The 22,507-nt window shown below is 45.7% G+C and carries 22 protein-coding genes; 6 read left to right on the top strand and 16 right to left on the bottom strand.

Translation table 11 applies throughout. The features are described from left to right. Positions 1 to 137: 137 nt before the first annotated feature. A complete protein-coding gene (locus ACTSEZ_RS13220) occupies positions 138 to 596 on the bottom strand; it encodes a DUF441 domain-containing protein (RefSeq protein WP_029279153.1) in 459 nt (152 codons plus the stop codon). A gap of 50 nt (positions 597 to 646) precedes the next feature. Here ACTSEZ_RS13220 and ytvI point away from each other — a divergent pair, with 50 nt between their 5' ends. Continuing rightward, positions 647 to 1,756 (top strand): sporulation integral membrane protein YtvI, encoded by a 1,110-nt coding sequence (ytvI, locus tag ACTSEZ_RS13215; protein WP_369734647.1) that lies wholly within the window; start codon positions 647 to 649, stop codon positions 1,754 to 1,756. A gap of 540 nt (positions 1,757 to 2,296) precedes the next feature. Here the strand turns inward: ytvI and ACTSEZ_RS13210 are convergent. From ACTSEZ_RS13210 to dnaE, 8 genes are all read right to left on the bottom strand, one after another. Then, a complete protein-coding gene (locus ACTSEZ_RS13210; RefSeq protein WP_369734646.1) occupies positions 2,297 to 2,683 on the bottom strand; it encodes an FxsA family protein in 387 nt (128 codons plus the stop codon). 111 nt (positions 2,684 to 2,794) lie between these two features. Next, positions 2,795 to 4,555: a pyruvate kinase gene (gene pyk, locus ACTSEZ_RS13205; protein ID WP_369734645.1), complete on the bottom strand. Its 1,761-nt coding sequence runs from the start codon at positions 4,553 to 4,555 to the stop codon at positions 2,795 to 2,797. A 54-nt stretch (positions 4,556 to 4,609) separates the two neighbouring features. Then, on the bottom strand, positions 4,610 to 5,569 hold the full coding sequence (gene pfkA / locus ACTSEZ_RS13200) for a 6-phosphofructokinase (protein WP_369734644.1): 960 nt from the start codon (positions 5,567 to 5,569) through the stop codon (positions 4,610 to 4,612). Between the two features lie 337 nt (positions 5,570 to 5,906). Next, a complete protein-coding gene (gene accA / locus ACTSEZ_RS13195; RefSeq protein WP_369734643.1) occupies positions 5,907 to 6,884 on the bottom strand; it encodes an acetyl-CoA carboxylase carboxyl transferase subunit alpha in 978 nt (325 codons plus the stop codon). Continuing rightward, entirely contained in the window at positions 6,878 to 7,741 is an 864-nt protein-coding gene (accD, locus tag ACTSEZ_RS13190) for an acetyl-CoA carboxylase, carboxyltransferase subunit beta (RefSeq protein WP_369734642.1), read from the bottom strand. The genes accA and accD overlap by 7 nt, the downstream gene beginning before the upstream one ends. Before the next feature lie 126 nt (positions 7,742 to 7,867). Beyond that, complete coding sequence (locus ACTSEZ_RS13185; protein ID WP_369734641.1) at positions 7,868 to 8,494, bottom strand: FadR/GntR family transcriptional regulator; 627 nt, start codon at positions 8,492 to 8,494, stop codon at positions 7,868 to 7,870. A 10-nt stretch (positions 8,495 to 8,504) separates the two neighbouring features. After that, a complete protein-coding gene (ystJ, locus tag ACTSEZ_RS13180; protein WP_369734640.1) occupies positions 8,505 to 9,740 on the bottom strand; it encodes an NADP-dependent malic enzyme in 1,236 nt (411 codons plus the stop codon). A 120-nt stretch (positions 9,741 to 9,860) separates the two neighbouring features. Further along, positions 9,861 to 13,223 (bottom strand): DNA polymerase III subunit alpha, encoded by a 3,363-nt coding sequence (gene dnaE, locus ACTSEZ_RS13175; protein ID WP_369734835.1) that lies wholly within the window; start codon positions 13,221 to 13,223, stop codon positions 9,861 to 9,863. Positions 13,224 to 13,355: 132 nt separating this feature from the next. Between dnaE and ytrH the strand changes: the two genes are divergently transcribed. The 3 genes from ytrH to ACTSEZ_RS13160 all read left to right on the top strand — a co-directional run bounded on the left by ytrH (position 13,356) and on the right by ACTSEZ_RS13160 (position 14,512). After that, positions 13,356 to 13,694 (top strand): sporulation membrane protein YtrH, encoded by a 339-nt coding sequence (ytrH, locus tag ACTSEZ_RS13170; RefSeq protein WP_029566849.1) that lies wholly within the window; start codon positions 13,356 to 13,358, stop codon positions 13,692 to 13,694. Then, a complete protein-coding gene (gene ytrI / locus ACTSEZ_RS13165) occupies positions 13,691 to 14,194 on the top strand; it encodes a sporulation membrane protein YtrI (protein ID WP_029279132.1) in 504 nt (167 codons plus the stop codon). Before ytrH ends, ytrI begins: the two co-directional genes overlap by 4 nt. A 135-nt stretch (positions 14,195 to 14,329) precedes the next feature. Further along, positions 14,330 to 14,512 (top strand): YtzJ family protein, encoded by a 183-nt coding sequence (locus ACTSEZ_RS13160; protein WP_029279131.1) that lies wholly within the window; start codon positions 14,330 to 14,332, stop codon positions 14,510 to 14,512. Positions 14,513 to 14,527: 15 nt separating this feature from the next. Here ACTSEZ_RS13160 and ACTSEZ_RS13155 read toward each other — a convergent pair whose 3' ends face one another. Beyond that, complete coding sequence (locus tag ACTSEZ_RS13155; RefSeq protein WP_369734639.1) at positions 14,528 to 15,469, bottom strand: DHH family phosphoesterase; 942 nt, start codon at positions 15,467 to 15,469, stop codon at positions 14,528 to 14,530. A 146-nt stretch (positions 15,470 to 15,615) separates the two neighbouring features. Between ACTSEZ_RS13155 and ACTSEZ_RS13150 the strand changes: the two genes are divergently transcribed. Then, a complete protein-coding gene (locus ACTSEZ_RS13150) occupies positions 15,616 to 15,912 on the top strand; it encodes a YtpI family protein (protein ID WP_369734638.1) in 297 nt (98 codons plus the stop codon). Between the two features lie 60 nt (positions 15,913 to 15,972). On the opposite strand, the gene ACTSEZ_RS13145 is transcribed toward ACTSEZ_RS13150, so the two are convergent. From ACTSEZ_RS13145 to ACTSEZ_RS13125, 5 genes are all read right to left on the bottom strand, one after another. Further along, entirely contained in the window at positions 15,973 to 17,292 is a 1,320-nt protein-coding gene (locus ACTSEZ_RS13145; RefSeq protein WP_369734637.1) for a DRTGG domain-containing protein, read from the bottom strand. 65 nt (positions 17,293 to 17,357) lie between these two features. Continuing rightward, on the bottom strand, positions 17,358 to 17,591 hold the full coding sequence (locus ACTSEZ_RS13140) for a hypothetical protein (protein ID WP_029279123.1): 234 nt from the start codon (positions 17,589 to 17,591) through the stop codon (positions 17,358 to 17,360). 127 nt (positions 17,592 to 17,718) lie between these two features. Next, the gene (locus ACTSEZ_RS13135; protein ID WP_369734636.1) at positions 17,719 to 18,399 is read right to left on the bottom strand and encodes a metal-dependent hydrolase; all 681 of its coding nucleotides are present in this window, start codon (positions 18,397 to 18,399) and stop codon (positions 17,719 to 17,721) included. Positions 18,400 to 18,744: 345 nt separating this feature from the next. Further along, the gene (ald, locus tag ACTSEZ_RS13130) at positions 18,745 to 19,863 is read right to left on the bottom strand and encodes an alanine dehydrogenase (RefSeq protein WP_369734635.1); all 1,119 of its coding nucleotides are present in this window, start codon (positions 19,861 to 19,863) and stop codon (positions 18,745 to 18,747) included. A gap of 239 nt (positions 19,864 to 20,102) precedes the next feature. Then, complete coding sequence (locus ACTSEZ_RS13125) at positions 20,103 to 20,861, bottom strand: SDR family oxidoreductase (RefSeq protein ID WP_369734634.1); 759 nt, start codon at positions 20,859 to 20,861, stop codon at positions 20,103 to 20,105. Between the two features lie 142 nt (positions 20,862 to 21,003). On the opposite strand from ACTSEZ_RS13125, the gene ACTSEZ_RS13120 reads away from it, so the two are divergent. Then, positions 21,004 to 22,299 (top strand): cytosine permease, encoded by a 1,296-nt coding sequence (locus ACTSEZ_RS13120; RefSeq protein ID WP_369734633.1) that lies wholly within the window; start codon positions 21,004 to 21,006, stop codon positions 22,297 to 22,299. Positions 22,300 to 22,314: 15 nt separating this feature from the next. Here ACTSEZ_RS13120 and ACTSEZ_RS13115 read toward each other — a convergent pair whose 3' ends face one another. Continuing rightward, on the bottom strand, positions 22,315 to 22,482 hold the full coding sequence (locus ACTSEZ_RS13115; protein ID WP_158001618.1) for a hypothetical protein: 168 nt from the start codon (positions 22,480 to 22,482) through the stop codon (positions 22,315 to 22,317). Positions 22,483 to 22,507: the final 25 nt, after the last annotated feature.

The raw sequence follows: 22,507 nt of genomic DNA, 5'->3' as shown, positions 1-22,507 counted from the left end.
TCCATTATAAACAATTATCTGATTTTTGTGAACGAAAAGAATTTCCAGAAGCAAAAAATTTGTCAGAAAAATGATATTTAAGATGAATAATAGGTTTTCAAGGCGCCTTCTCGTATATTGTATCAGAATTTATTATATTAACCAAAAAATTTAACCGTTTGCATGGCCAGATAGGCAATGCCCGCTCCGATCAGCGGCCCGACTGCCACTCCCCCAAATAAAGAAACGGCAAGAATGGTTCCAAATACAAGCGCTGTTGTAATATGCGGGTCATCCTGCAGCAGAGTCAAACCGTTTTTCGCAATCAGCGCCACAGCAATTCCTGCACCAAGGGCAATCCATGCGTACGAGGATTTCATTGCTTCTGTCAGCTGCTTAAACCCGATATCCCCTGTGGCAATCGGGACGAGAACAGCAATCGTAATAACCGTAACACCCCAGTTTATGCCTTTTGACTGAATGTGCGGAAACAGCTTTTCATCAAGTCCGGTCAGTTTAACAGCAAGAAGAAAACCTACTGCAAACATTAATGACTGATTTTTGGCAAGAAATCCAACGATGAATAATATGATTAAAAATAGGACAGGTTGATTCATTTCATTCTTCCTTTCCAGATTTTTCTTAAAGAGAACAGGAGGGTAATTTATTGAATGCACATCCGGCAGAGGCCGCCTTCAGAGCCCTTGCAGTCACGGCGGTCATCATAGCTGCAGCTGCGTCCGTCTATTATGTATCTGCCCTCGCTTATCCATTTATTATAGGTTTTCTATTAGCCTCTATTATAAATCCCATGGTCGATCTGCTTGAGAGGCGGATGGTTCGCGGCGCTGCCGTGTTTTTGTCTATTGCGTGCTTAGTCATTGTCTTTGCAGGAATGGTCACACTTCTTATTGCAGAGATTGTAGCGGGAACGACTTATTTAGCTTCATCTGTTCCTGAGCATTTTAAAACGCTTGTTGTTTATATTGAAACATTTACTTTAGACCGGATTCTGCCGGTCTATGAGGACTTTGCAGCGCTGTTTAATACTCTTGATGCATCCCAGCAAAAAACGATTCTTGCAAACATCCAGCACACCGGTGAACAAATTGGATCTAACGCGGCTGATTTTTTAAAAGAAATTTTAGAAAACATTCCGCTTCTGATCAGCTGGCTTCCAAATGCTGCAACCGCCGCTGTCTTTTCTCTTTTAGCCGCTTTTTTTATCAGCAAGGACTGGTACAAGTTCCAGCGGCTCCTCAGAAAATACCTTCCCGTCAAAGCACGAAAAAGCGGAAGGTCAGTCGCAGATGACTTAAAAAAAGCATTATTCGGTTTTATAAAGGCTCAGATTATTTTAATCAGCATCACTGCTGTGACCGTCCTTATAGGGTTGCTCTTATTGAGAGTGGATTATGCAATCACGATTGCTCTGCTGATTGGCCTGGTCGATCTTTTGCCGTACCTTGGCACCGGTCTTGTTTTTGTTCCCTGGATCATCTACTCTGCTTTCAGCGGCGAACTCCCCTTTGCTATTGGACTTTGCGCGCTGTATCTTATTATCTTAATGCAGAGGCAGCTGATAGAGCCGAAAATTCTCTCTTCCACCATTGGTCTTGATCCGCTTGCTACCCTGCTTTCTCTGTTTGTCGGCTTTAAGCTGATCGGGTTTTTAGGCCTGATTGCAGGACCGGTTGCTCTTGTCATTTTTAACGCCCTTCAGAACGCCGGGGTTTTTGAGGATGCGTGGAAGTTTATAACAGGGAAAAGCAGGTGATAAGAAATAGCGTAACTGCTATGCCCAGAAGCAGTGTCCGCGTTTTCGGCAGCTTTCCTGCACGTTCAACTCAGAGGGTGGAGTTTTCATAGTTCCTTACCCTCGCATATTGTTTTACGGTTCTACAGGGTACGATTCAAGACTTTCCTTACCCTCGCATATCGTTTTACGGTTTTAAAGGGTACGATTCCGGGCTTTCCTTACCCTCTAACATCGTTTTTCAGTTTTACAGGGTACGATTCTTGGCTTTCTTTACCCTCTAATATCGTTTTTCAGTTTTACAGGGTACGATTCCGGGCTTTCCTTACCCTCTAATATCATTTCACAGTTTTACAGGGTACGATTCTTGGCTTTCCTTACCCTCTAATATCGTTTTTCAGTTTTACAGGGTACGATTCTTTGACTTACTTTCACTCCGACGCATCCAAAAATCTCCAATTTCACAGCAAAGTGTAAGCACCTATTATACCCCTGCAGCCAGATAAGAAATCCCCCGAATTATTTCGGGGGATTCTTCTTGCCGGAAAGCTTCGCGCGGCTCTATCTGATAATGGTAAACCGGTTTCGGTCGATCATTTTGCTGATTTGCTTCTGAAGAAGCGGTTTAACCATTTTCCTCGTGCCGGGTATGAGCAGGATAAAACCGGTTAAATCGGTGATGAAGCCTGGTGTGAGCAAAAGAAGCCCGCCTGTAAGGATACAGAGTCCGTCGAGAATCGAGTCTCCGGGAATGTTGCCCCTGCTTATTTCCCTCTGGACTTTTTGAACGGCTTCTATGCCTTGTTTTTTGGCAAGCCATGCTCCGCCTACTCCAGTTGCAATGATCAGCAGAATGGTCGGAACAATTCCGAGCGTTTTGCCTGAGAACAGCAAAATGCCAATCTCAAGCGCTGGGATGATGATTAGAAAAGGCAGGATATATCTCAATCTGAAGTTCACCTCGCATTTGGATAAAAAGGCTTGTTCATCTACTGCAACAGTATATGAAACATATGCAAAAAAGAGAAGGGAACTGCCCTTCTCTTTTTCTGTATTCACTTAAAGTACGCTTGCGTGTCCTTGATAGATCGCGCCGCGTGATCCGTCTACTGTGATTTCCTGTCCGTCTTTGAAGATGTCTGTTGCGTTTTCAACGCCGACAATAACAGGAATTCCAAGGCTTAAGCCTACAACAGCAGCATGACTTGTCAAGCCGCCTTCTTCTGTAATAAGAGCAGCTGCTTTTTCAAGCGCAGGCATCATGTCGCGGTCTGTGCTTTGAGAAACCAGAATGGCTCCCTGTGTCATTTTTGCTTCTGCATCAGCAGCTGAGCTTGCCACTACAACTTTGCCGAATGCTGTTTTGCGGCCAATGCCCTGGCCTTTAGCGATAACATCGCCGACAACATGAACTTTCATCAGGTTCGTTGTGCCTGTTTCTCCGATCGGCACACCAGCTGTGATGACAATCAGATCACCATGCTTGACTACACCTGAAAGAAGGGATTCCTGAACAGCCTGATCAAGCATTTCATCTGTTGATGAAGACTGTTCGCCGTTGCGTGAATGTACGCCCCATACAAGAGCAAGCTTGCGTGAAACAGATTCACATGATGTAACCGCAACGATTGGAGCTTTAGGACGGTATTTTGAGATCATGCGTGCAGTATGGCCGCTTTCAGTCGTTGCTACAATTGCAGCTGCCTGAAGGTTTAAGCCTGTATGTGCAACCGATTGTCCGATTGCATCTGTAATCGTCATATCAGCTTGTTCGCTGCGTTTTGCAAGGATCTGCTTGTAATCAAGTGCCTGTTCTGCACGAGAAGCGATGTTGTTCATTGTTTGAACAGCTTCTACCGGGTATGAACCGGCTGCTGTTTCACCAGAAAGCATGATTGCATCGGTACCGTCGAATATGGCGTTTGCAACGTCACTTGCTTCTGCGCGTGTAGGGCGCGGGTTGCGCTGCATGCTGTCTAGCATTTGCGTAGCTGTGATAACAGGCTTGCCTGCTGCGTTGCACTTTTTGATCAATTCTTTTTGAACAAGAGGCACTTCTTCTGCCGGAATTTCAACACCAAGGTCTCCGCGCGCTACCATAAGGCCGTCTGATACTTCAAGAATTTCATCGATGTTGTCGACGCCTTCCTGGTTTTCAATTTTCGGGATGATCTGGATTTGAGATGCTCCATGTTTTTCAAGCAATTCGCGGATCTCAAGAACATCTGCAGCGCGGCGCACGAATGATGCAGCGATAAAGTCCACTCCCTGCTCAATTCCGAACACGATGTCATTTGCATCTTTTTCCGTGATTCCAGGAAGTTTTACACTTACTCCCGGCACGTTGACGCCTTTTTTATTTTTAAGTGTTCCTGTGTTAAGGATCTTTGTTCTGATTTCACTCGCCTGTTTATTTATTTCAATGACTTCAAGACCGATCAGACCGTCATCAAGAAGAATGATTGAACCTGTATGAACATCGTCGATAAGACCTTCGTAAGAAATGGAGAACTTGTCTGCTGTACCAAGAACTTCAGTCATAGAAACCGTTACTTCAGATCCTGCTACGAGTTCAATTGCTCCGTCCTGCATAGAATGTGTGCGGATTTCCGGTCCTTTCGTATCAAGAAGGATGGCAACATTCTTATTAAGCTTTGCAGCTGCTTCGCGGATGTTTTTGATGCGTGCTCCGTGCTCTTCAAAATCTCCGTGGGAGAAGTTCAGGCGTGATACGTTCATGCCTGCTTCCATCAATTGTGTAAGCTTCTCTACACTTTCACTTGCAGGGCCGATCGTACAAACTATTTTCGTTTTTCTCATTCGATAAATTCCTCCTGTATATAGGTGTGAAAACGATACCAGTCTGATGGGATATCAGATGGATAATTCTTTGGAAAGCTGGTACATGTTCTGATCAATCGTATGCGGTGTGTCTAGAATTTCGAGGATATCATTGTTCGTCAGCTTGTTGCTCTGAATGCCGACCGCACGTCCGCCTTTGCCTTCAAGAAGAAGTTCTACAGCATAAGCTCCCAGACGGCTTGCAAGGACTCTGTCAAATGCTGTTGGCGATCCTCCGCGCTGAATGTGGCCAAGAACGGAGACACGTGTTTCGAGGTTTGTAGCTTCTTCGATCCTTCTTCCGAAGTCAACTCCGCTTCCAACGCCTTCAGCAACAATGATGATACTGTGCTTTTTGCCGCGGTCTGTTCCGTGCTTCAGACGGGCAAGTACATCTTCCATATCATAGTCAACTTCAGGAATCAGAATGGTTTCTGCTCCGCCTGCAAGGCCGGACCATAATGCAAGGTCTCCTGCATGGCGTCCCATTACTTCAATTACATATGTACGCTCATGTGAAGTTGCTGTATCACGAATTTTGTCTATTGCATCAATCACGGTATTAAGTGCCGTGTCAAATCCGATTGTAAAATCTGTGCCTGGAATGTCATTGTCAATGGTGCCTGGAACGCCTACGCACGGGAAACCGTGTTCAGTCAGTTTTTTAGCTCCCATATAAGAACCGTCTCCGCCGATGACTACAAGGCCTTCAATGCCGTGCTTTTTCAGTTGTTCGATGCCTTTGAGCTGGCCTTCAACTGTTTTAAACTCCGGGCAGCGGGCTGTGTAGAGCTTTGTACCCCCGCGGTGGATAATATCTCCTACCGAACCGAGTTCAAGTTTTTCTATATGGCCTGCAATCAAGCCTGAATAACCATGATAAATGCCGAACACCTCTACGTCATGATAGATCGCTTTACGTACGACAGCACGTACGGCAGCGTTCATGCCAGGTGAATCTCCTCCACTGGTTAATACGCCGATTTTTTTCATTTTTCTCACCCCAAAGTAGTATGTGATATTAAAATAACATGAAGAAATGGGCAATACAATAGACAAGAAACGACAAATGTCGAAAATTCACGTTACCTTTAAACCTTTCTCATTATACAATAAAACCGCCTGTCCTGAAGGGTTTTCAGCGAATCTTTGAAAATTAAGTCAAGTAAACGCTTCCTTTTCGGATTGTCGAATAATCTCACTCACATGAACTGGCTGTTTTTCTATGAATAACCAGATTTGGCATTCTTCATTTATGATTTAAGCTCTGCAAAACAGTCCTTTCAAAAAAAGAAACGTGCCGCCTTCCTGACGAAGGCTACACGTTAACCTATTTTACCCCAATAATTTCCTCTGCAAACGAAACCTGGCCGATTCTTTTAAACTTTTCATATCGGTGCTGAATCAGCTGCTCTCCATTAAGCTTTAAAAGCTCCTTCAGAGAATCATGAATGACCTGATTCATATTTTTTGCCTGTTCAGCAACATCCCTGTGGGCGCCGCCTTTTACTTCTTTGATGATTTGATCAATTACACCCAGTTCTTTCAGGTCCGGGGCAGTAATTTTCATCGTTTCCGCTGCCTTTTTTGCAAGCCCTGAATCCTTCCACAAAAGGGCCGCAGCTCCTTCGGGGGAAATAACCGAATAGGTTGAATTCTCAAGCATATGGATGTGGTTGCCGACTCCAAGAGCAAGCGCACCGCCGCTTCCGCCCTCGCCGATTACGATACAGATGACCGGTACGGATAACCCCGCCATTTCAAAAAGGTTCTTTGCAATGGCTTCACTTTGGCCGCGTTCTTCGGCTGCTTTTCCAGGGTATGCTCCTTTTGTATCAATCAGGCAAATGATCGGACGGCCGAACTTGTCAGCCTGATGCATCAGCCTGAGCGCCTTGCGGTAGCCTTCGGGATGAGGCATTCCAAAGTTTCTGCGGATGTTTTCTTTTGTATCTTTTCCGCGCTGATGGCCAATGACCGTTACAGGAAGTCCGTTAAATTTGGCAATTCCGCCGACGATGGCTTCATCATCCCCGTAATAGCGGTCCCCGTGAAGCTCAAAAAAGTTTGTGAAGAGCTTTTCAATATAATCAAGTGTTGTCGGACGGTTCGGATGTCTTGCAATCTGAACTCTGTCCCACGGCTGAAGATTTGTGTATATTTCTCTCTCAAGCTTTTCAAGGCGTCCTTCAAGGTTTGAGATCTCAGCAGACAAATCCACATCTGTACTCTCCGTAAACTCTTTCAGTTCAGAGATTTTTGCCCTCAGTTCTGTAACGGGCTTTTCAAATTCCAGTTCCCCTACCATGAAGATGCACCTCCTGAGGAATGAAGCTCAAGGATATTCGAAAGAGTATCCTTCATATCGAGACGGTTGATGACCGCATCTAGCTGACCATGTTTTAAAAGAAATTCTGCCGTCTGGAAATCTTCCGGAAGATCTTCCCTGATCGTCTGTTCAATAATCCGTCTGCCGGCAAAACCGATCAGCGCTTTCGGTTCAGCAAAATTGTAATCTCCCAAAGAGGCAAAGCTTGCTGATACACCGCCGGTTGTCGGGTGTGTCATAACAGAAATGATCAATCCGCCGTTATCACTGAACAGTTTCAGGGCAGAGCTCGTTTTGGCCATCTGCATGAGGCTTAAAACACCTTCCTGCATTCTCGCTCCGCCTGAAGCTGTAAAGATGATAAATGGAAGTTTTCTTTCATTCGCGCGCTCAATCGCTCTCGTAATCTTTTCTCCAACAACCGATCCCATGCTTCCCATCCGGAAGGTGGCATCCATGACCGCAACCACGGTCTGATTGCCGTTAATGGCTCCCTCGCCTGTTACGACCGCTTCATTCATCTTTGTTTTCTTCCGGTCTTTTTCTACTTTTTCAAGATAGCCCGGAAAATTAAGAGGGTTTTCAGATACCATCTCTTTATCAAACTCTTTAAATGTATGTTCATCAAATAAACTCTTAATGCGCTCTTTGGCATTCATTGTATGGTGGTGGCCGCAGTTCATGCACACGCGCAGGTTTTTATTTAATTCTTTCGTATACATAATCTTTTTACAGCTTGGACATTTTGTCATAATTCCTTCAGGCACATCGTGCTTTGCCTGATCTGAAGGAATGGATGCATATTTCTTTTTCTTTGAAAATAAATCCTTTAACAAATCGCTGCCTCCTTTTCTATGAAAACGACCGGGCAATTGCCAGACCATCATCCATTTTTTTGCAGGCTGTGAAGCTGCGCCGCTGATAATAAGCCGGCAGCAGGGAAGCCTTTCCGAAAAAAGATGTTATGCCTTATCGGCACTTTCTTTATGAGCTAGAGTGTAAAAAGATTGGAATACACGATTTTCGTCCTTGGAAAGCAGTCCGTCAATGATTTCTTTATAGACGGCTTGAGATCCGGTTTCAGGTTTGGGCTGAATCAGCTTTACGTACTCGCTGACAACTGTCCAAATGCGGTACAGCAGAAAATTATCCGACAATTTCATAAGCTCTGTCATGAATGCTGCACGGGTCATCATCTCTTGCTTCAACCTGTCTCTCAGTTCTTTCAGTTCCGCCTCGCGGTCTTTTGTAAGCAGGACCTGCAGGGCATTATATTCAAGAAGCTTATTCATCTCAGTAAGATCAGAAATCGCATTTTTATCCTGAAGAATAAAGGTGCCGAGAATTTCAACAAGGTCATTGTCGCGAAAGTCTTTAATAAATGTGCCTTCCCCGCGCCTCGTTTCAATGATCCCCAGGAGCTCAAGCGCCCGAAGCGCTTCTCTGACAGAGGACCGCCCGGCCTGCAGCCGTTCGGCAAGCTCGCGTTCAGATGGAATTTTATCACCCGCAGCGAGCCCGTCTTCTTTTATGATCGACCTGATTTCGCGGAGAATTTCGATATATACTTTAGGTTTGGATGCACTCATTGTACATCACTCACTTTGATTCAATAATCGCAAGCTGCTTCGTTTTTTCTGCAATTTCATCAGGATCGGCTTTTATTCTGGCCACTCCTGTTTCCATTGCTGCCCTGGCAACAGCCGCAGCCACCGCAGGAGCAACCCGGGCATCAAATGGAGCCGGGATAACATAATCCGCCGTCAGTTCCTCAGTTGAAATCAGGGCAGCAATCGCTTCTACAGCCGCAATTTTCATTTGTTCATTTATGTGTGTAGCGCGCACATCAAGCGCCCCGCGGAAAATGCCCGGAAAAGCGAGAACGTTGTTTACCTGATTCGGGAAATCGGAACGGCCTGTTCCGATGACCATCGCGCCCGCTTCTTTCGCTTCATGGGGCATGATTTCAGGAACAGGGTTTGCCATAGCAAAGATGATCGGATCTTTTTTCATGGATGCAATCATTTCCTTCGTTAAAGCTCCTTCTACTGAAACGCCGATAAACACGTCCGCATCTTTAATGACGTCGGCAAGGCTTCCCTCTGTGCGGTCGCGGTTTGTATATTTGGCCACTTCCTCTTTTACACTGTTCATTCCATAAGAGCGGCCTTCAAAGATCGACCCTTTGGAATCGCACATGATAATATCGCGCACACCGTAGCGGTAAAGCAACTTAATGATGGCAATGCCAGCTGCACCCGCTCCGTTTGCAACCACCCTGATGCTTGACATGGATTTGCCCGCAAGCTTCAATGCGTTTACAAGGCCTGCCACTGTTACGATGGCTGTGCCGTGCTGGTCATCATGGAAAATCGGGATATTTGTTTCCTTTTTCAGGCGCTCTTCAATAACGAAGCAATTCGGAGCAGCAATATCCTCAAGATTTACGCCGCCGAAAGTAGGTTCGAGAAGTTTGACCGTTTCTACAATCTTGTCCACATCCGTTGTGTTTAAACAGATTGGAAACGCATCAACCCCTGCGAAGCTTTTGAAAAGAACAGCTTTCCCTTCCATAACAGGAAGTGCTGCCTCAGGTCCGATATTTCCAAGCCCGAGCACAGCCGTTCCATCAGAAACAACGGCAACCATGTTGCCTTTCATTGTATAGTCGTACACTTTATTTTTATCTTCATAAATCGCTTTGCAAGGTTCAGCGACCCCTGGAGAATATGCTAAGCTCAGGTCTTTAGCATTTCTGACTGGTACTTTTGATTTCGATTCAAGCTTTCCTTTATGAACTAGATGCATATGTAATGCTTCTTCGCGCAATGACATGTTCTCACTCCTTAGGGTCTATTTGGAGGTGGTCAGACCACCTCCAGCCAATAATAAATCATAACATAATTTTAAGTATTGTAAAGTCCTGTCTTTTTGTCCGGCACCGGACCTTTGTCCTTATTCTTTGACGGCTGCATTTTTCTCTCCGAGTAATTTTCTAAGCTCTGAAAGACATGCAGCACTCGCTTCTGTGTTATATTCATCCGGCAGTCTGACGCTCTTTTTCTCTTTTTCATAGTAGAGAATAACAGGCGTTGTGCCGCGGTGCTTTTTAAGAGTATTCTGCACGGTTTGAAGCTTTCCTTCTGCAAGATGCATTTCCTCGATTTTTAAAAAGAGCGTCTTTGCTCTTTTCTTCAGGTCCTCTACTGTTTCCGCATCGGAAATAATCAGCTGCGTGCGGTCGCTGCGGGTTTCCATTTTGCCTGTAAGAATGACCACATTTCCCTGATCAAGCAAATTTCGGGCCTTCGTATAAACGTTCGGAAAAGCGACCGCTTCAAGATCCCCGCTTTCATCACTTAAGGCAAGAAACGCCATGACTTCGCCTTTTTTCGTCCGGATTGTGCGCATAGCAGAAATGAACACGCCGACCTTCACTTTTTTCTGGCCGAAAAGCACGGCTTCACTCAGCGGAAGAACTCCCGCACGCTGAAACAGCGGCAAATGGGCTGAAGCAGGATGGCTTGAAAAATAAAAACCAAGCGACTCTTTTTCAAACTTCAGCTTTTCTTCCGTTTTAAACGGCTCAACTTCTATATATTTCGGCTTGATGCTGAATTCTTCCTCTTCTAAAAACAAATCAAATGAATTTTCATCATCCGTTGAAAAGAGGGCAGCATGTTCAATCGCAAGATCCAGGCTTGCAAGCAGAGTGGACCTCTCCATCCCAAACTCATCCATGGCTCCCGAAAAGATAAGAGACTCAATAACCCGTCTGTTCACGGTCTTCATGGATACCCTGGTGCAGAAATCAAACAGATCTGAGAATGCTTTTTTCTTTCTGGCCGCATAGATTTCTTTTACAGCGTTGACGCCTACACTTTTAATCGCATTCAGACTGAAGCGGATGCTTCCGTTTTCGACAAGAAAAGGATATTCGCTCTTATTAATAGAAGGGGGAAGAACTGTGACTCCATGCTGCTTTGCCTCACGAATGTACTGGGCGGTTTTTTCATCGTTTCCGATCACGCTCGTTAAAAGAGCGGCCGTAAAATAAACAGGATAGTGGGCTTTTAAATAAGCAAGCTGAAAGGAAATCATGCTGTAGGCAACAGCATGGCTCCGGTTGAACCCGTAATTTGCAAATTTGACGATTAAGTCGTAAATATGGTTTGCATCCGACCGGTCATAGCCGTTATTCAGGCAGCCCGAAACAAAATGCTCTCTCTCACGGTCAAGAATTTCTTTTTGCTTTTTTCCGACAGCGCGCCTTAAGAGATCCGCTTCGCCTAAAGAAAAACCTGCCATTTTAGACGCAATCTCCATGATCTGCTCCTGGTAGACGATAACGCCGTTCGTCGTTTGAAGGATGGGCAAGAGGTCCGGATGCGGGTACTCGATTTGCTCTTCCAGGTGTTTCCTTCTGATGTAAAGCGGAATGTTTTCCATCGGACCCGGACGGTACAGGGCATTTACAGCCACTATATCTTCAAGATCTGTCGGCTTGAGCCGTTTCAGAACGCTGCGCATCCCGTCTGATTCAAGCTGAAAAACCCCTGTTGTGTCCCCTTTGCCAAGAAGCTCGAACGTTTTATCATCCGCGTAGGAAATGCGGGCAAAATCGATCCGTTTCTTTTCATGGCGTTCGATTAAACCTGTGATCTGCTCAATCAGCGTTAAATTTCTGAGGCCGAGAAAATCCATTTTCAAAAGCCCGAGATCCTCAAGATAATCCATTGAAAACTGAGTTAAATAAATGCCGTTATGACCCTCCTGGATCGGAACGATATCTGTAAGCGGCTGGCTGCTCAGCACCATGCCCGCTGCATGTGTGGAGGTGTGCCTCGGCAGGCCTTCAAGCTTTACGGCTGTTTCAAAAATCCTCCTGTACAAATCCGAATCATTCAGAAGCTGCTGAAGGTCTTTGGATTCTGAGAGAACCTGCTCCAAGGTGGATCCGGGCTTAGAAGGAATGAGCTTTGCAAGAACATCCGCTTCCTTGGCAGATGCCCCCATGACTCTCCCGACATCCCTTAGGGAAGCTTTTGCAGCGAGTGTTCCGAACGTCACGATTTGAGCTGCGTGCATCGCCCCGTATTTTTCTGCCACATACGAAATGATCTCATCCCTTTTAGAATCAGGAAAATCAATATCTATATCAGGCATATTTATGCGCTCCGGATTTAAGAAGCGCTCAAATAAAAGGCGGTGCTCAATTGGATCCACATCTGTGATTCTCAAAACATAGGCAACAAGTGAGCCTGCTGCAGATCCTCTTCCCGGACCCGTGAGAATTCGATGATCATGGGCATATTTCATGAAATCCCAGACAATCAGGAAATAGTCGCTGAATTTCATCTCCCTGATTACATTCAGCTCATAGTCAAGCCTTTTATAGTAGCTGTCTGACGGATTGCTGAACCTCTCTTTGAGACCAGACAGGCAAAGACGCTCCAAATATTCGTCAGCCGGCTGCCCCTCAGGTGCGGGATACTTCGGAAGACGGGTTTGTCCAAGTTCCATTGTGACCTGGCACATGTCTGCTATTTTCAGAGTATTTTCCAGAGCCTCTGGACAATCCCTGAACAGCTCTGCCATTTCAGCAGGGGATTTTAAATAATACTGATTGGAAGGAAGGGCGAAGTCACTGTCGTCTTCAAGCTTTGCACCGTTTTTAATGGCCAGAAGGCAATTGTGGGCGAACGCATCTTCTTTTTCGATATAGTGAACGTTGTTAGCAGCGGCAAGAGGCACCCCTGTTCTTCCGCTTAATTCTAAAATCCCTTTCTCCAGTTCTATATCTGTATGCAGGCTGTGGTTTTGGATCGAAAGATAGAAATCGCCTTCATGAAACAGAGATTTATAGAGCAAAAGCGTTTTTTCCGCTTCCTCTTTATCCCCGCTCAAGACCGCCTTTTCTACCAGGCCCTTGTCACCGGCTGTTAACCCGATAATTCCTGAGCTGTAGGATTTCATCCACCGGGATTTTATTCCTTCTGGAGATCTTGTTTGAAGAACACTGCTGATTTTGATCAGATTTCTGTATCCTTCGTTGTTTTTGGCAAGGAGAACAAGGGGGTATCCTTCGCTTGCGCCATGTTCTTCGAGCGTAACAGACGCTATTAGCCCGATAATTGGTTTGATGCCGTGTTTCATGCATGATTTATAAAAAGCTACCACCCCGTACATCGTATGGAAATCGGTAATCGCGAGTGATTTTGCTCCTTGAGCTGCTGTTTTTTCAACAAGCCGGTCAATCCGCGCTGAACTGTTCAGCAGACTGTAGGCACTTTGAACTTGAAGGTGAACAAATGGCAATCGCATGTCCCATCCTTTCTGTGAATCTCATCTTTTTATTATATTCTCTATTGAAAAGTGACACAAATTGAAGCCGTCCCATCTCATACTTCCATTGTTTGTCCATATACATAGAAGAAAGGGGTGAATCGCATGGAGGTTAAAGAGGCGTTTATTCCGGCCTTTATCAACAGTTATTTCATAGCACTCGGCGTTATTCTGGGCGGATCGATCGTTGGCGGCATCGGTGCTTACTTAGCAGGTGAGCCTCCGCTGTCGACCATTTACAGTCTCGCAAACAGACTGAAAATATGGGCCCTTGTCGCTGCAATCGGGGGTACCTTTGACGCTTTTTCAAGCTTTGAAAGAGGATTTTTTGAAGGAGAAACACGTGATGTGATTAAACAGGTCCTGCTGATCATTTCAGCCATGGGCGGCGCGCAGACCGGCTGGCTCCTGATCTTATGGCTGACGCAGGAGACACCGGAATGAGAATCCCTCCATTATACAGACGCCCATCCTGGCAGCGGCTTTTTGGAGGCATGGTGCTCGGCGCCATCATCAGCTGGTGCATCTTTCTTTATATATATGGCGAGTGGCAGGAGAAGCTGGTGACAAAAATTGAAGAACAGACATACACAATTGAAGATTTGAAACAGACAAATAAAAGCTACTATGAGGAGATTCAGAATCTGAATAAAATCACTCAGGAAAAACTCCGGGTGCAGAAGATCAGCGTGACCTTAATGAACGGGGAACGCTATCAGTTTACGTCCCTGATGACATTTATGATTGAGGATCAGGTGAAAGAAGATGTATCTGATGTTTTGGCAAAGGATCTGGAAAGTGTTTATAAAACGAGAAAGCTGATGAAAAAAGCAGTTGAAAACAAAGTATATAAAATCGATGACAAGCAGTACCGGGTCGAAATTGAGGAAATGTTCATATACACCACCCTCTCAATCGAGCTTAAAGTCTCATTCGCAAAATAGAAAACGGGACCAATGAACCTTTCCGCGGGAACCGAATGGTTTATTTTTAGAAATTTCAATTAATTTACCCGCACTCCTTCCTGCCTTTCGGGTAGAATGGTAATAGCAGCAAACCCAAAATCAGGAGGAATGAGGATGTATGTCTTAAACCACAAACAGATGGCCCGGGAAAAAGCGGCACGCCTGAAAGAAGGCTATTCAGCTTATGCGGAGTCGAACGAGCTTGCTTCACTGATTAAAAAAGAACTTCTTGCACAGGGATTGACCTTTCACGAAGATTCAACTGAATTCGGGTACTGGTTTATCCCTGTGAAATAAGTTCATCCATCTTGTTTATTGAAAGCTCCGGCAAATGCTTTCAAGGTCTGAAAGAACCTGATCCGCTTCTTCCCAGCTTGTGACAGATGCACCTGAAGCAAGCGGATGGCCGCCGCCGCGGTATTTTTTTGCCAGTTCATTAATAACCGGACCTTTGGATCTAAGCCTTACTCTGATTTGATCTGCTTCTTCTACAAAAAAGACCCATGCCCGAAGACCTTCAATATTGCCAAGCATGCCCACCAGCTGTGAAGCCTCAGAAGCACTCACTTCAAATTGCTCCAGGATCTCTTTCGTCAGGATCATGGAAGCAGCACCCGATGACGACAGCTTGAAATTCTGCAGCACATAGCCGCTGAGCTTAGCCGCATTATATTTTGTCTTATACATCTCATCATAAATGCCCGTAAACGAAAAATCATACTCAACAAGCTCACTGGCGTATCTTAATGTTTTTTTCGTCGTGCTTGGAAAAAGGAATCTGCCCGTATCGCCGACAATTCCCGCATAAATCAGCTCTGCTGCTTTGTCAGGCATAACAAGCCCGTCTTCTTTGCCGGCAAGATAAAATTCATAAATCATTTCACTGACAGAACTGGCGGACGTATCGACCCAAAGAAGGTCTCCATAAGGATCTTCATTTGGATGATGGTCAATCTTTATGAGCTTTGCACCGGTATTGTAACGCTGGTCACACACACGCTCCTGATTGGCGGTGTCGCAGACAATCACGAGCGCACCTTCGTAGTCACTGTCTTTCACGGTGTCCATTTTATATAAAAATTCGAGTGAGGATTCACCAAGTCCCGCTGCAAGGACGTTCTTTTCCGGGAAAGAAGCCTTGATGATCTCTGCCAGTCCGCATTGCGACCCGTATGCATCGGGATCAGGACGAACGTGGCGGTGAATGATGATCGTTTCATACTGCTTAATCTCTGACAGAATTTCCTGTTTCATATGTAGTCTCCTTTTCGAACCTGATTATAGACTAATTAAAGCATAAAACCGTCCGGGCAGAAAGCGAATCTTGTCTTTGGTTATAGCAATCCTGCGCAAGAATGATTAAAATAGAGGATGTAAGTTTACTATGGAGGTTATTCTTAATGCCTGTACTTGTCATTCTGATCGTATTTGCCTTCTCTTTTTATCTTTTCTATAAAGTGAAGTTTTACAGAACCAGAAAGCCGATGGAAAAACAGTGGCTCTCTGCAAAATCGAGCATAGCACTGGGTGTATTTGTGTTTTTGTTCGGCCTGAACCAGCTGTTTTTATTTCATTCAACGGTTTCATTGGTCGTTGGAATTATTTTCATGGTTGTCGGACTTGCCAGCAGCTGGGCCGGCTACAAAGCCTATAAGCACTATCTTCCTCACGCTGCAAAAGAAGCAAGGGAAGGCTGACCGTTCAAAAAAGCAGGCAGGAAAACCTTTCGTTTTCCCTGCCTGCTTTTTTGCATATATTCAGCTTCTCTCAATCAGCTGCACCATCAGCATGGCTTTGCCTACTGCCACTCCGCTGCTGAATACTTCTACATCAATCTTTCCGAACTTGCGTCCGACTTCAAGGATCTTCGGATGCACTTCAAGCATACTGTCCATCTGAACAGGCTTCATAAAATAAATCGTGATGTTTTCAACGACGATCTCGCCTTTTTTCTGTGTGCGAAGGTACCGGTTTGTTGCTTCTGTCACAACGGTTGTAAATACACCATATGAAATCGTGCCGAGATGATTGGTCATTTGCGGGGACACTTGAAAACGGTAGACATTCGCTTTTTTGGCATCCTCAGCCGTGACAATAAACTGATTGGTCACGATGTCATCCAGCTTCTCACCGATTTGAGGCTGCCTTTGAATCATTTGCAGCGCCTGAAGAACGTCCTGACGGCTGATCATTCCTTCCAGCCGGTTGTTCTGATCGACTACAGGCAAAACCTCAATGCCTTCCCAGACCATCATCTGAGCTGCTGAGGCAACGGATGTTTTGCCAATGACCGTGATTGGATTTTTCGTCATGACTTTCTCAACGATCACACTGCGGTCATACCCCATTACATCTTTTGAGGTGACCATCCCCTGTACCCTCAGCTGGTTATCAATAACCGGAAAACGGCCGTGCCCTGTATTCACATTATGCTGATACCACGCATCTACTGTATCAGTCGTTTTCAGGCAGATCGTTTTATCAAGCGTTGTCAGAATATCTTCAACAAGAACAATTTCCTTTTTGATCAGCTGATCGTAAATCGCTCTGTTAATCATGGTTGCTACAGTAAACGTATCATAGCTTGTTGAAATAATCGGAAGCGCGGCTTCATCAGCAATTCTTTTTACATGCTCGTCGGTGTCAAATCCGCCGGTGATCAGCACGGCTGCACCCGCTTCGATGGCTAGCTGATGGGCATTTGTCCGGTTCCCTACAATAAGCAGATTCCCCGCACCCGTATAGCGCATCATCGCCTCAAGCTTCATGGCGCCGATGACAAACTTGTTGAGCGTCTTATGAAGTCCCGCCCGTCCGCCGAGGACTTGTCCATCTACAATATTTACAACTTCAGCGTATGTGAGTTTTTCAATATTTTCTTTCTTTTTCTTTTCAATTCTAATCGTTCCGACACGCTCAATCGTGCTTACATAGCCTTTGTTTTCAGCTTCTTTAATCGCACGGTATGCAGTGCCTTCACTAACGTTCATATCTTTTGCGACCTGCCTGACCGAAATTTTTTCCCCGATCGGGAGGCCGTCAATATGCTGCAGTATTTGCTCATGCTTTGTCGCCAAGCTTCTTCACCCTTTTTTATCAGCCATTCTTTCTTTTTCTATTATAAGGGTGAGACCGCTTTATATCAACGCGCCGCTGCACGCTGCCTGACTTTCATCCTGCGCACTTGCGCCTGTTTTGCTTTGTGTTTTTTCGGTGCATACATCAGACCCGTTAAATTCCCGCCTGCAGCAAAAAGAGCAAACAGAATCCAGATGAGAGAAAACAGGCTTTCAAGAGGATTTGCACTTGAGATATCCAGTCTTGGCAGTGCATAAAACAGCATGGCTCCCGCCAGCAGCAAATAGAGAATACGCATATCAACCAGCTCCTTTTAAACAGCTTGGTTCATTTTATGCGAGTGGAGTGGATTTCATGAAAAAAATGCAGTCTTCCGGGTCTGTTGACAATCAAACAGCCCCTTCCGCCTGCATTTTTGCTGGTGCTTATAGTTTAATAGAGTCTCCCGCTTTCATGACTTTTCCCATTTCACCTGGAAGGCTGTCCGCAAAATCCTGTGGATTCTGCTCAATCACAGGAAATGTATTGTAGTGCATCGGAACAACGGTTTTCGCCTTGATCCATTTTGCTGCTATAGCTGCATCCTCCGGCCCCATTGTGAAATTATCGCCAATCGGCAGGAACGCAAGATCAATCTCTTCGAGTTCCCCAAGAAGCTTCATATCGGAGAAAAGGCCTGTGTCTCCTGCGTGGTAGACTGTTTTTCCGCCATGTTTAAAAAGTATTCCGGCAGGCATCCCGGTATAAACGATTTTTTCTCCTTCTTCCTCATAGCTCGAGCCGTGGAAAGCCTGAGTCAGCTTGACCGTGCCGAAATCAAAGGTGTGAGATCCGCCGATGTGCATCTCATGAACGTTGAGTCCCTTCCATCCCAGGTATGTAGCAAGTTCAAACGGCGCCACAACAAGCGCATTATTCTTCTTTGCAAGTTCAATCGTATCCCCAACGTGATCATTATGCCCGTGTGTAAGCAGTATTACATCTACTTTCAAGTCATCCGTCTTCAGGTCTGTCTGACCGTTCCCGTTAATGAATGGGTCAATAATAATCGTGTGCTGATCCGTTTTAATCTGTACAACAGAATGGCCATGGTATGAAACGTTCATTTCTCTCACTCCCATTTATTTGATAGCTTTATCGTACTAAAAATGGAAGGGGCTGTCGAATGTGAGGGTGCGGGAGAATGGGTTTTGAGAGACTTCTTTTTTGAGGCTGGGTTTGAGGAAATTTGGCGTGTGGTGCCATCAAGCGGATCGCCGCTGCGCTTGAGGGTTCTATTCCTGGCGTTCAGTGCCATCAAACGGATTGTCGACAGCTCTTGAGGGTTCTATTCCGGCTGTTCAGTGTCATCAAAACAATTGCATACAGCTCTTGAAGGATCCATTCCCGCCGTCCGGCAAAATCTTGCTCCCCACAAAAAAAGACACGGGCTCTTCATGCCCGTATCCATTCTATTCACCAAGAAGAGCTCTTGCATCTGAGTATGTTAAAGAATGCGCTTCTGCGACTGCTTCGTATGTGACAAATCCCTTCAATGTGTTAACGCCTTTTAAAAGCGGTTCATTTTCAAGGCACGCTTTTTTGTACCCCTTGTTGGCAATTTGCACCGCATATGGAACGGTCACGTTTGTCAGCGCGATTGTCGAGGTACGCGGCACGGCACCCGGCATATTTGCCACAGCATAATGGAGGACCCCGTGCTTTTCATACGTAGGATGATCGTGTGTTGTGATTCTTTCGGTTGTTGCAAAGATGCCCCCCTGATCGATGGCAATGTCAACAATCACAGAGCCGGGAGTCATGCTCTGGACCATCTCTTCTGTCACGAGCTTCGGTGCCCGTGCACCTGGGATGAGGACCGCGCCGATTACAAGATCTGACTGGGCCACAGCATATGCAATATTAAATGGATTGGACATCAGCGTGGAGATTTCTTTGCCGAAAATGTCATCAAGCTGGCGGAGCCGTTCCGGATTCACATCAAGCATCGTCACATCCGCCCCGAGTCCGACCGCGATTTTCGCAGCATTTGTGCCTGCTACTCCTCCGCCGATGATGGCAACTTTTCCGCGTTTTACGCCCGGAACTCCTGAAAGCAGGATGCCCTTTCCGCCTTTTGTCTTTTCTAGAAACTGTGCACCGATTTGTGAAGCCATTCTGCCGGCCACTTCACTCATTGGCGTCAGCAGCGGCAGGGACCGGTTTTGGAGCTGGACCGTTTCATACGCGATGCCAGTGACTTTCCGATCGATTAAAGCGCGCGTCAGCTCAGGCTCTGCTGCCAGATGCAAATAGGTAAACAGGATCAGGTTTTCGCGGAAATACTGATATTCAGAAGGCAGCGGCTCTTTTACCTTCATCACCATTTCCATCGACCAGGCTTCTTCCGGGGAAGAAACGATTTTCGCCCCTGCTTCTGTATACTGGTGATCCGGAAAACCTGATCCTTCGCCCGCATTTTGTTCAATATAGACTTCATGTCCTGCCTGAACAAGGTGAACAACGCCGGCCGGGGTCATAGCAACACGGTTTTCATTATTTTTAACTTCCTTGGGGATGCCGATTTTCATACATCTTCCTCCTGTGCCATTACATTCCGTTTCTGCTATAAGTATTTCCTTTCTTTAGTATATGGAAACACACGAAATTTGGAAATCCATTCCTGTTAAATGTGCGCATCTGAACGGGCTCTTCCTCCGGCATGCATAGTTTCCCGTGTCACTCCAGTTCCAGAAGGAAGAAAGTGTCTTCCACAGCGATTCCCATTAAAACAACATGCAAAAAAACCCCGGAATCTCCGGGGTTTCTCTTATTGTCTGCGGCTCAGCACGTTGACTGCCCCTGAAGCTTCAACGATGGCTCCAGTGATCATATCAGAATCTTCCTCGCACAAAAAGGAGATGAGCCTGCCGATATCTTCTCCTGTGCCGGATCTGCCTACAGGTGTTTCTGAGTCGGGTGTTTTTCTCGACTCCTGGATGGATGCTTCCTTCATCTCCCCGACAATATTGCCCGGGCAGATCATGTTCGCAGTAATGCCGTTCTCCGCTTCTTCGATGGCAATTGTCTTTGTCAGAGAAGCAAGCCCTGTCTTTGCCGCGCTGAAAGCAGAACGGTGGAGCCAGCCGGATGATGATTCAGCTCCCTGAAATCCGTAGGTGATAATCCGTCCGTACTGCTGCTCTCTCATGACAGGTATCACTTTTTTGAAAAGATGAAAGACCGCGCTTAAATTGCCTTCAATCATTTCATACCATTCATCATCTTCATAGTCTGCAAGCTTCTTGCGCTCAAATATGTATGGCCCTGCATTATTGATTAAGCAGTCAATCCGGCCGAATTTGCTGAGAGTTTCATCCACAAGCTTTATGAGATCATCTTTTTTCGTGACATCGCCTTTCAAAAAAAGCATGCGTTCGCTTATGTGCGCATATTTTTCTTTTAGCTGCAGCACAGCATCTTCATCGCTGCGGTAATTGACCGTAACGGAATAGCCTTTCTCAAGGAAGATTTCCGTCACTTTTCGTCCCAGTCCTTTGGAACCGGCTGTAATAATTGCGTGTCTCAATGGCAAAATCCTCCTCGGTGGTCCGGGAAATGTAATGCTGTTTCTTTTCCATTGTATTGAACAGAAAGGAATCTTACAATAATCTTATCTGCGCTGAATGTTTTTCACGGTGCTTTTACTTTTAGAAAAAGGCGGAATACATATGTCTCAACCTGCAGTACAGTCAAAAATGGAACGTTTTGGTCTGGAAGCTGTTCCAAAAGAGCTCCGCAGCACATCATGGTTTGATTACTTTCTGATTCAATTATCTTTTTCTGTGAATGCAGGCAATTTCCTTCTTCCTGCTCTGGCCGTCATGGAAGGAGGCCTCTCTGTCATGCAGGCAGCAGTCTCCACAGTCATTGGAGCTGCACTCGCTTTTTTATTTGTCTCTCTGCTGTCGTTGCCTGGCTCTGTTCACGGGATTCCGGCCCAATATGCAATGAGATCGTTTATCGGGGTCAGCGGAGCGCGTTTTTTCTCATCACCAGTCAGAACACTGACCTCTCTTTACTGGTTTTGTGTTCAAACGATTGGCGGAACGTTTATGATCACAGAAATCTGCAGGCGCTATTTTTCTTTTTCCCCACATTTTGCTCTGACTGCCGTGCTTCTAGGGATTTTCATGGCTGCTGTCGCTGCAGCCGGGTTTGATGCCGTCAAGCGCATGACCAAGTATTTTCTGCCATTCCTACTTGCGGGGCAGGCTGTTATGGTTTATTTATATTTTACTGCAGAACCTGCTCTCTTATCATCGCCGAGTGTGCCGGAATATTCTTCCTCATCCCTGCCTGCAATGGCTTTTTATGCTAGCCTCGTGTTTGTTCAGTATATTTCAGGTGTCAGTGCTTCTGCTGATATGGCAAGATACGCAAAGTCTCCAAAACAGGGATTCTTCGGACTCTATGCAGGCAACCTGTTCGGTTTTATCCTGACCGCATTTTTTGGCGCATACAGCGCGGCTCATTTCGGGGAGCTTAATCCCTTCATTTCAGCGAGTGCGCTGACAGACTCGGTGACGCTTGTATCTGTCATTCTGATCTGTTCCATATTGTCCATGTTCTCCATCAATTTAAACAATGCGTATACAGGGGCTTTCAGTCTGCTGAATATTTTCCCTTCGCTTGGAAGACTGAAGAGTGCGGTCGTGTTCGGGACAGCCGCTGTCGCATGCAGCACGATGCCCTCTCTAGTGACGGAAGCATCCTCATTTATCTCATGGATGGGCTCTGCCATCGTCCCGCTGTCTGCTGTTATTATTGCTGAATTTATATACGCGCAACTAAAAGGCAGAGAATTGCATGTACGAAAGCTTAACGGGAAAGGAGCAGCGGCAATCCTGTGCGGCATTGCGTTTTACTGGATCATTCCGGAATCTCTGTCCCCGGGGTTTGTTTCTTTCCTATTTACACTTCTCCTGTACAGCGCTTTGCTGAAAGGACAAAAAAAGTCATCATGAGATGACTTTTTTTGTTTACTCTGATTCTTCTCTCGGCTGCAGATTTTCCTGCAGGAAGTTTTGCTCATATTGCTGCTCAACGACTCCGCTCGAATACGCTTCAGTGATTAATTGAGACGTTTCATTTTCTCCTTCGTAATCGAAGTAGGCGGAGTGGTTTTTAGGATCCTTTTCTTTTCCCATCTTCCTTCAGCTCCCTGTCACCTGA

The organism is Metabacillus mesotrionivorans, assembly GCF_052171315.1.
In the GTDB taxonomy this organism is placed as follows: domain Bacteria; phylum Bacillota; class Bacilli; order Bacillales; family Bacillaceae; genus Bacillus_P.
The sequence above is the reverse complement of the archived record's forward strand: the minus strand, read 5'-3'. Positions and strand labels throughout refer to the sequence as shown.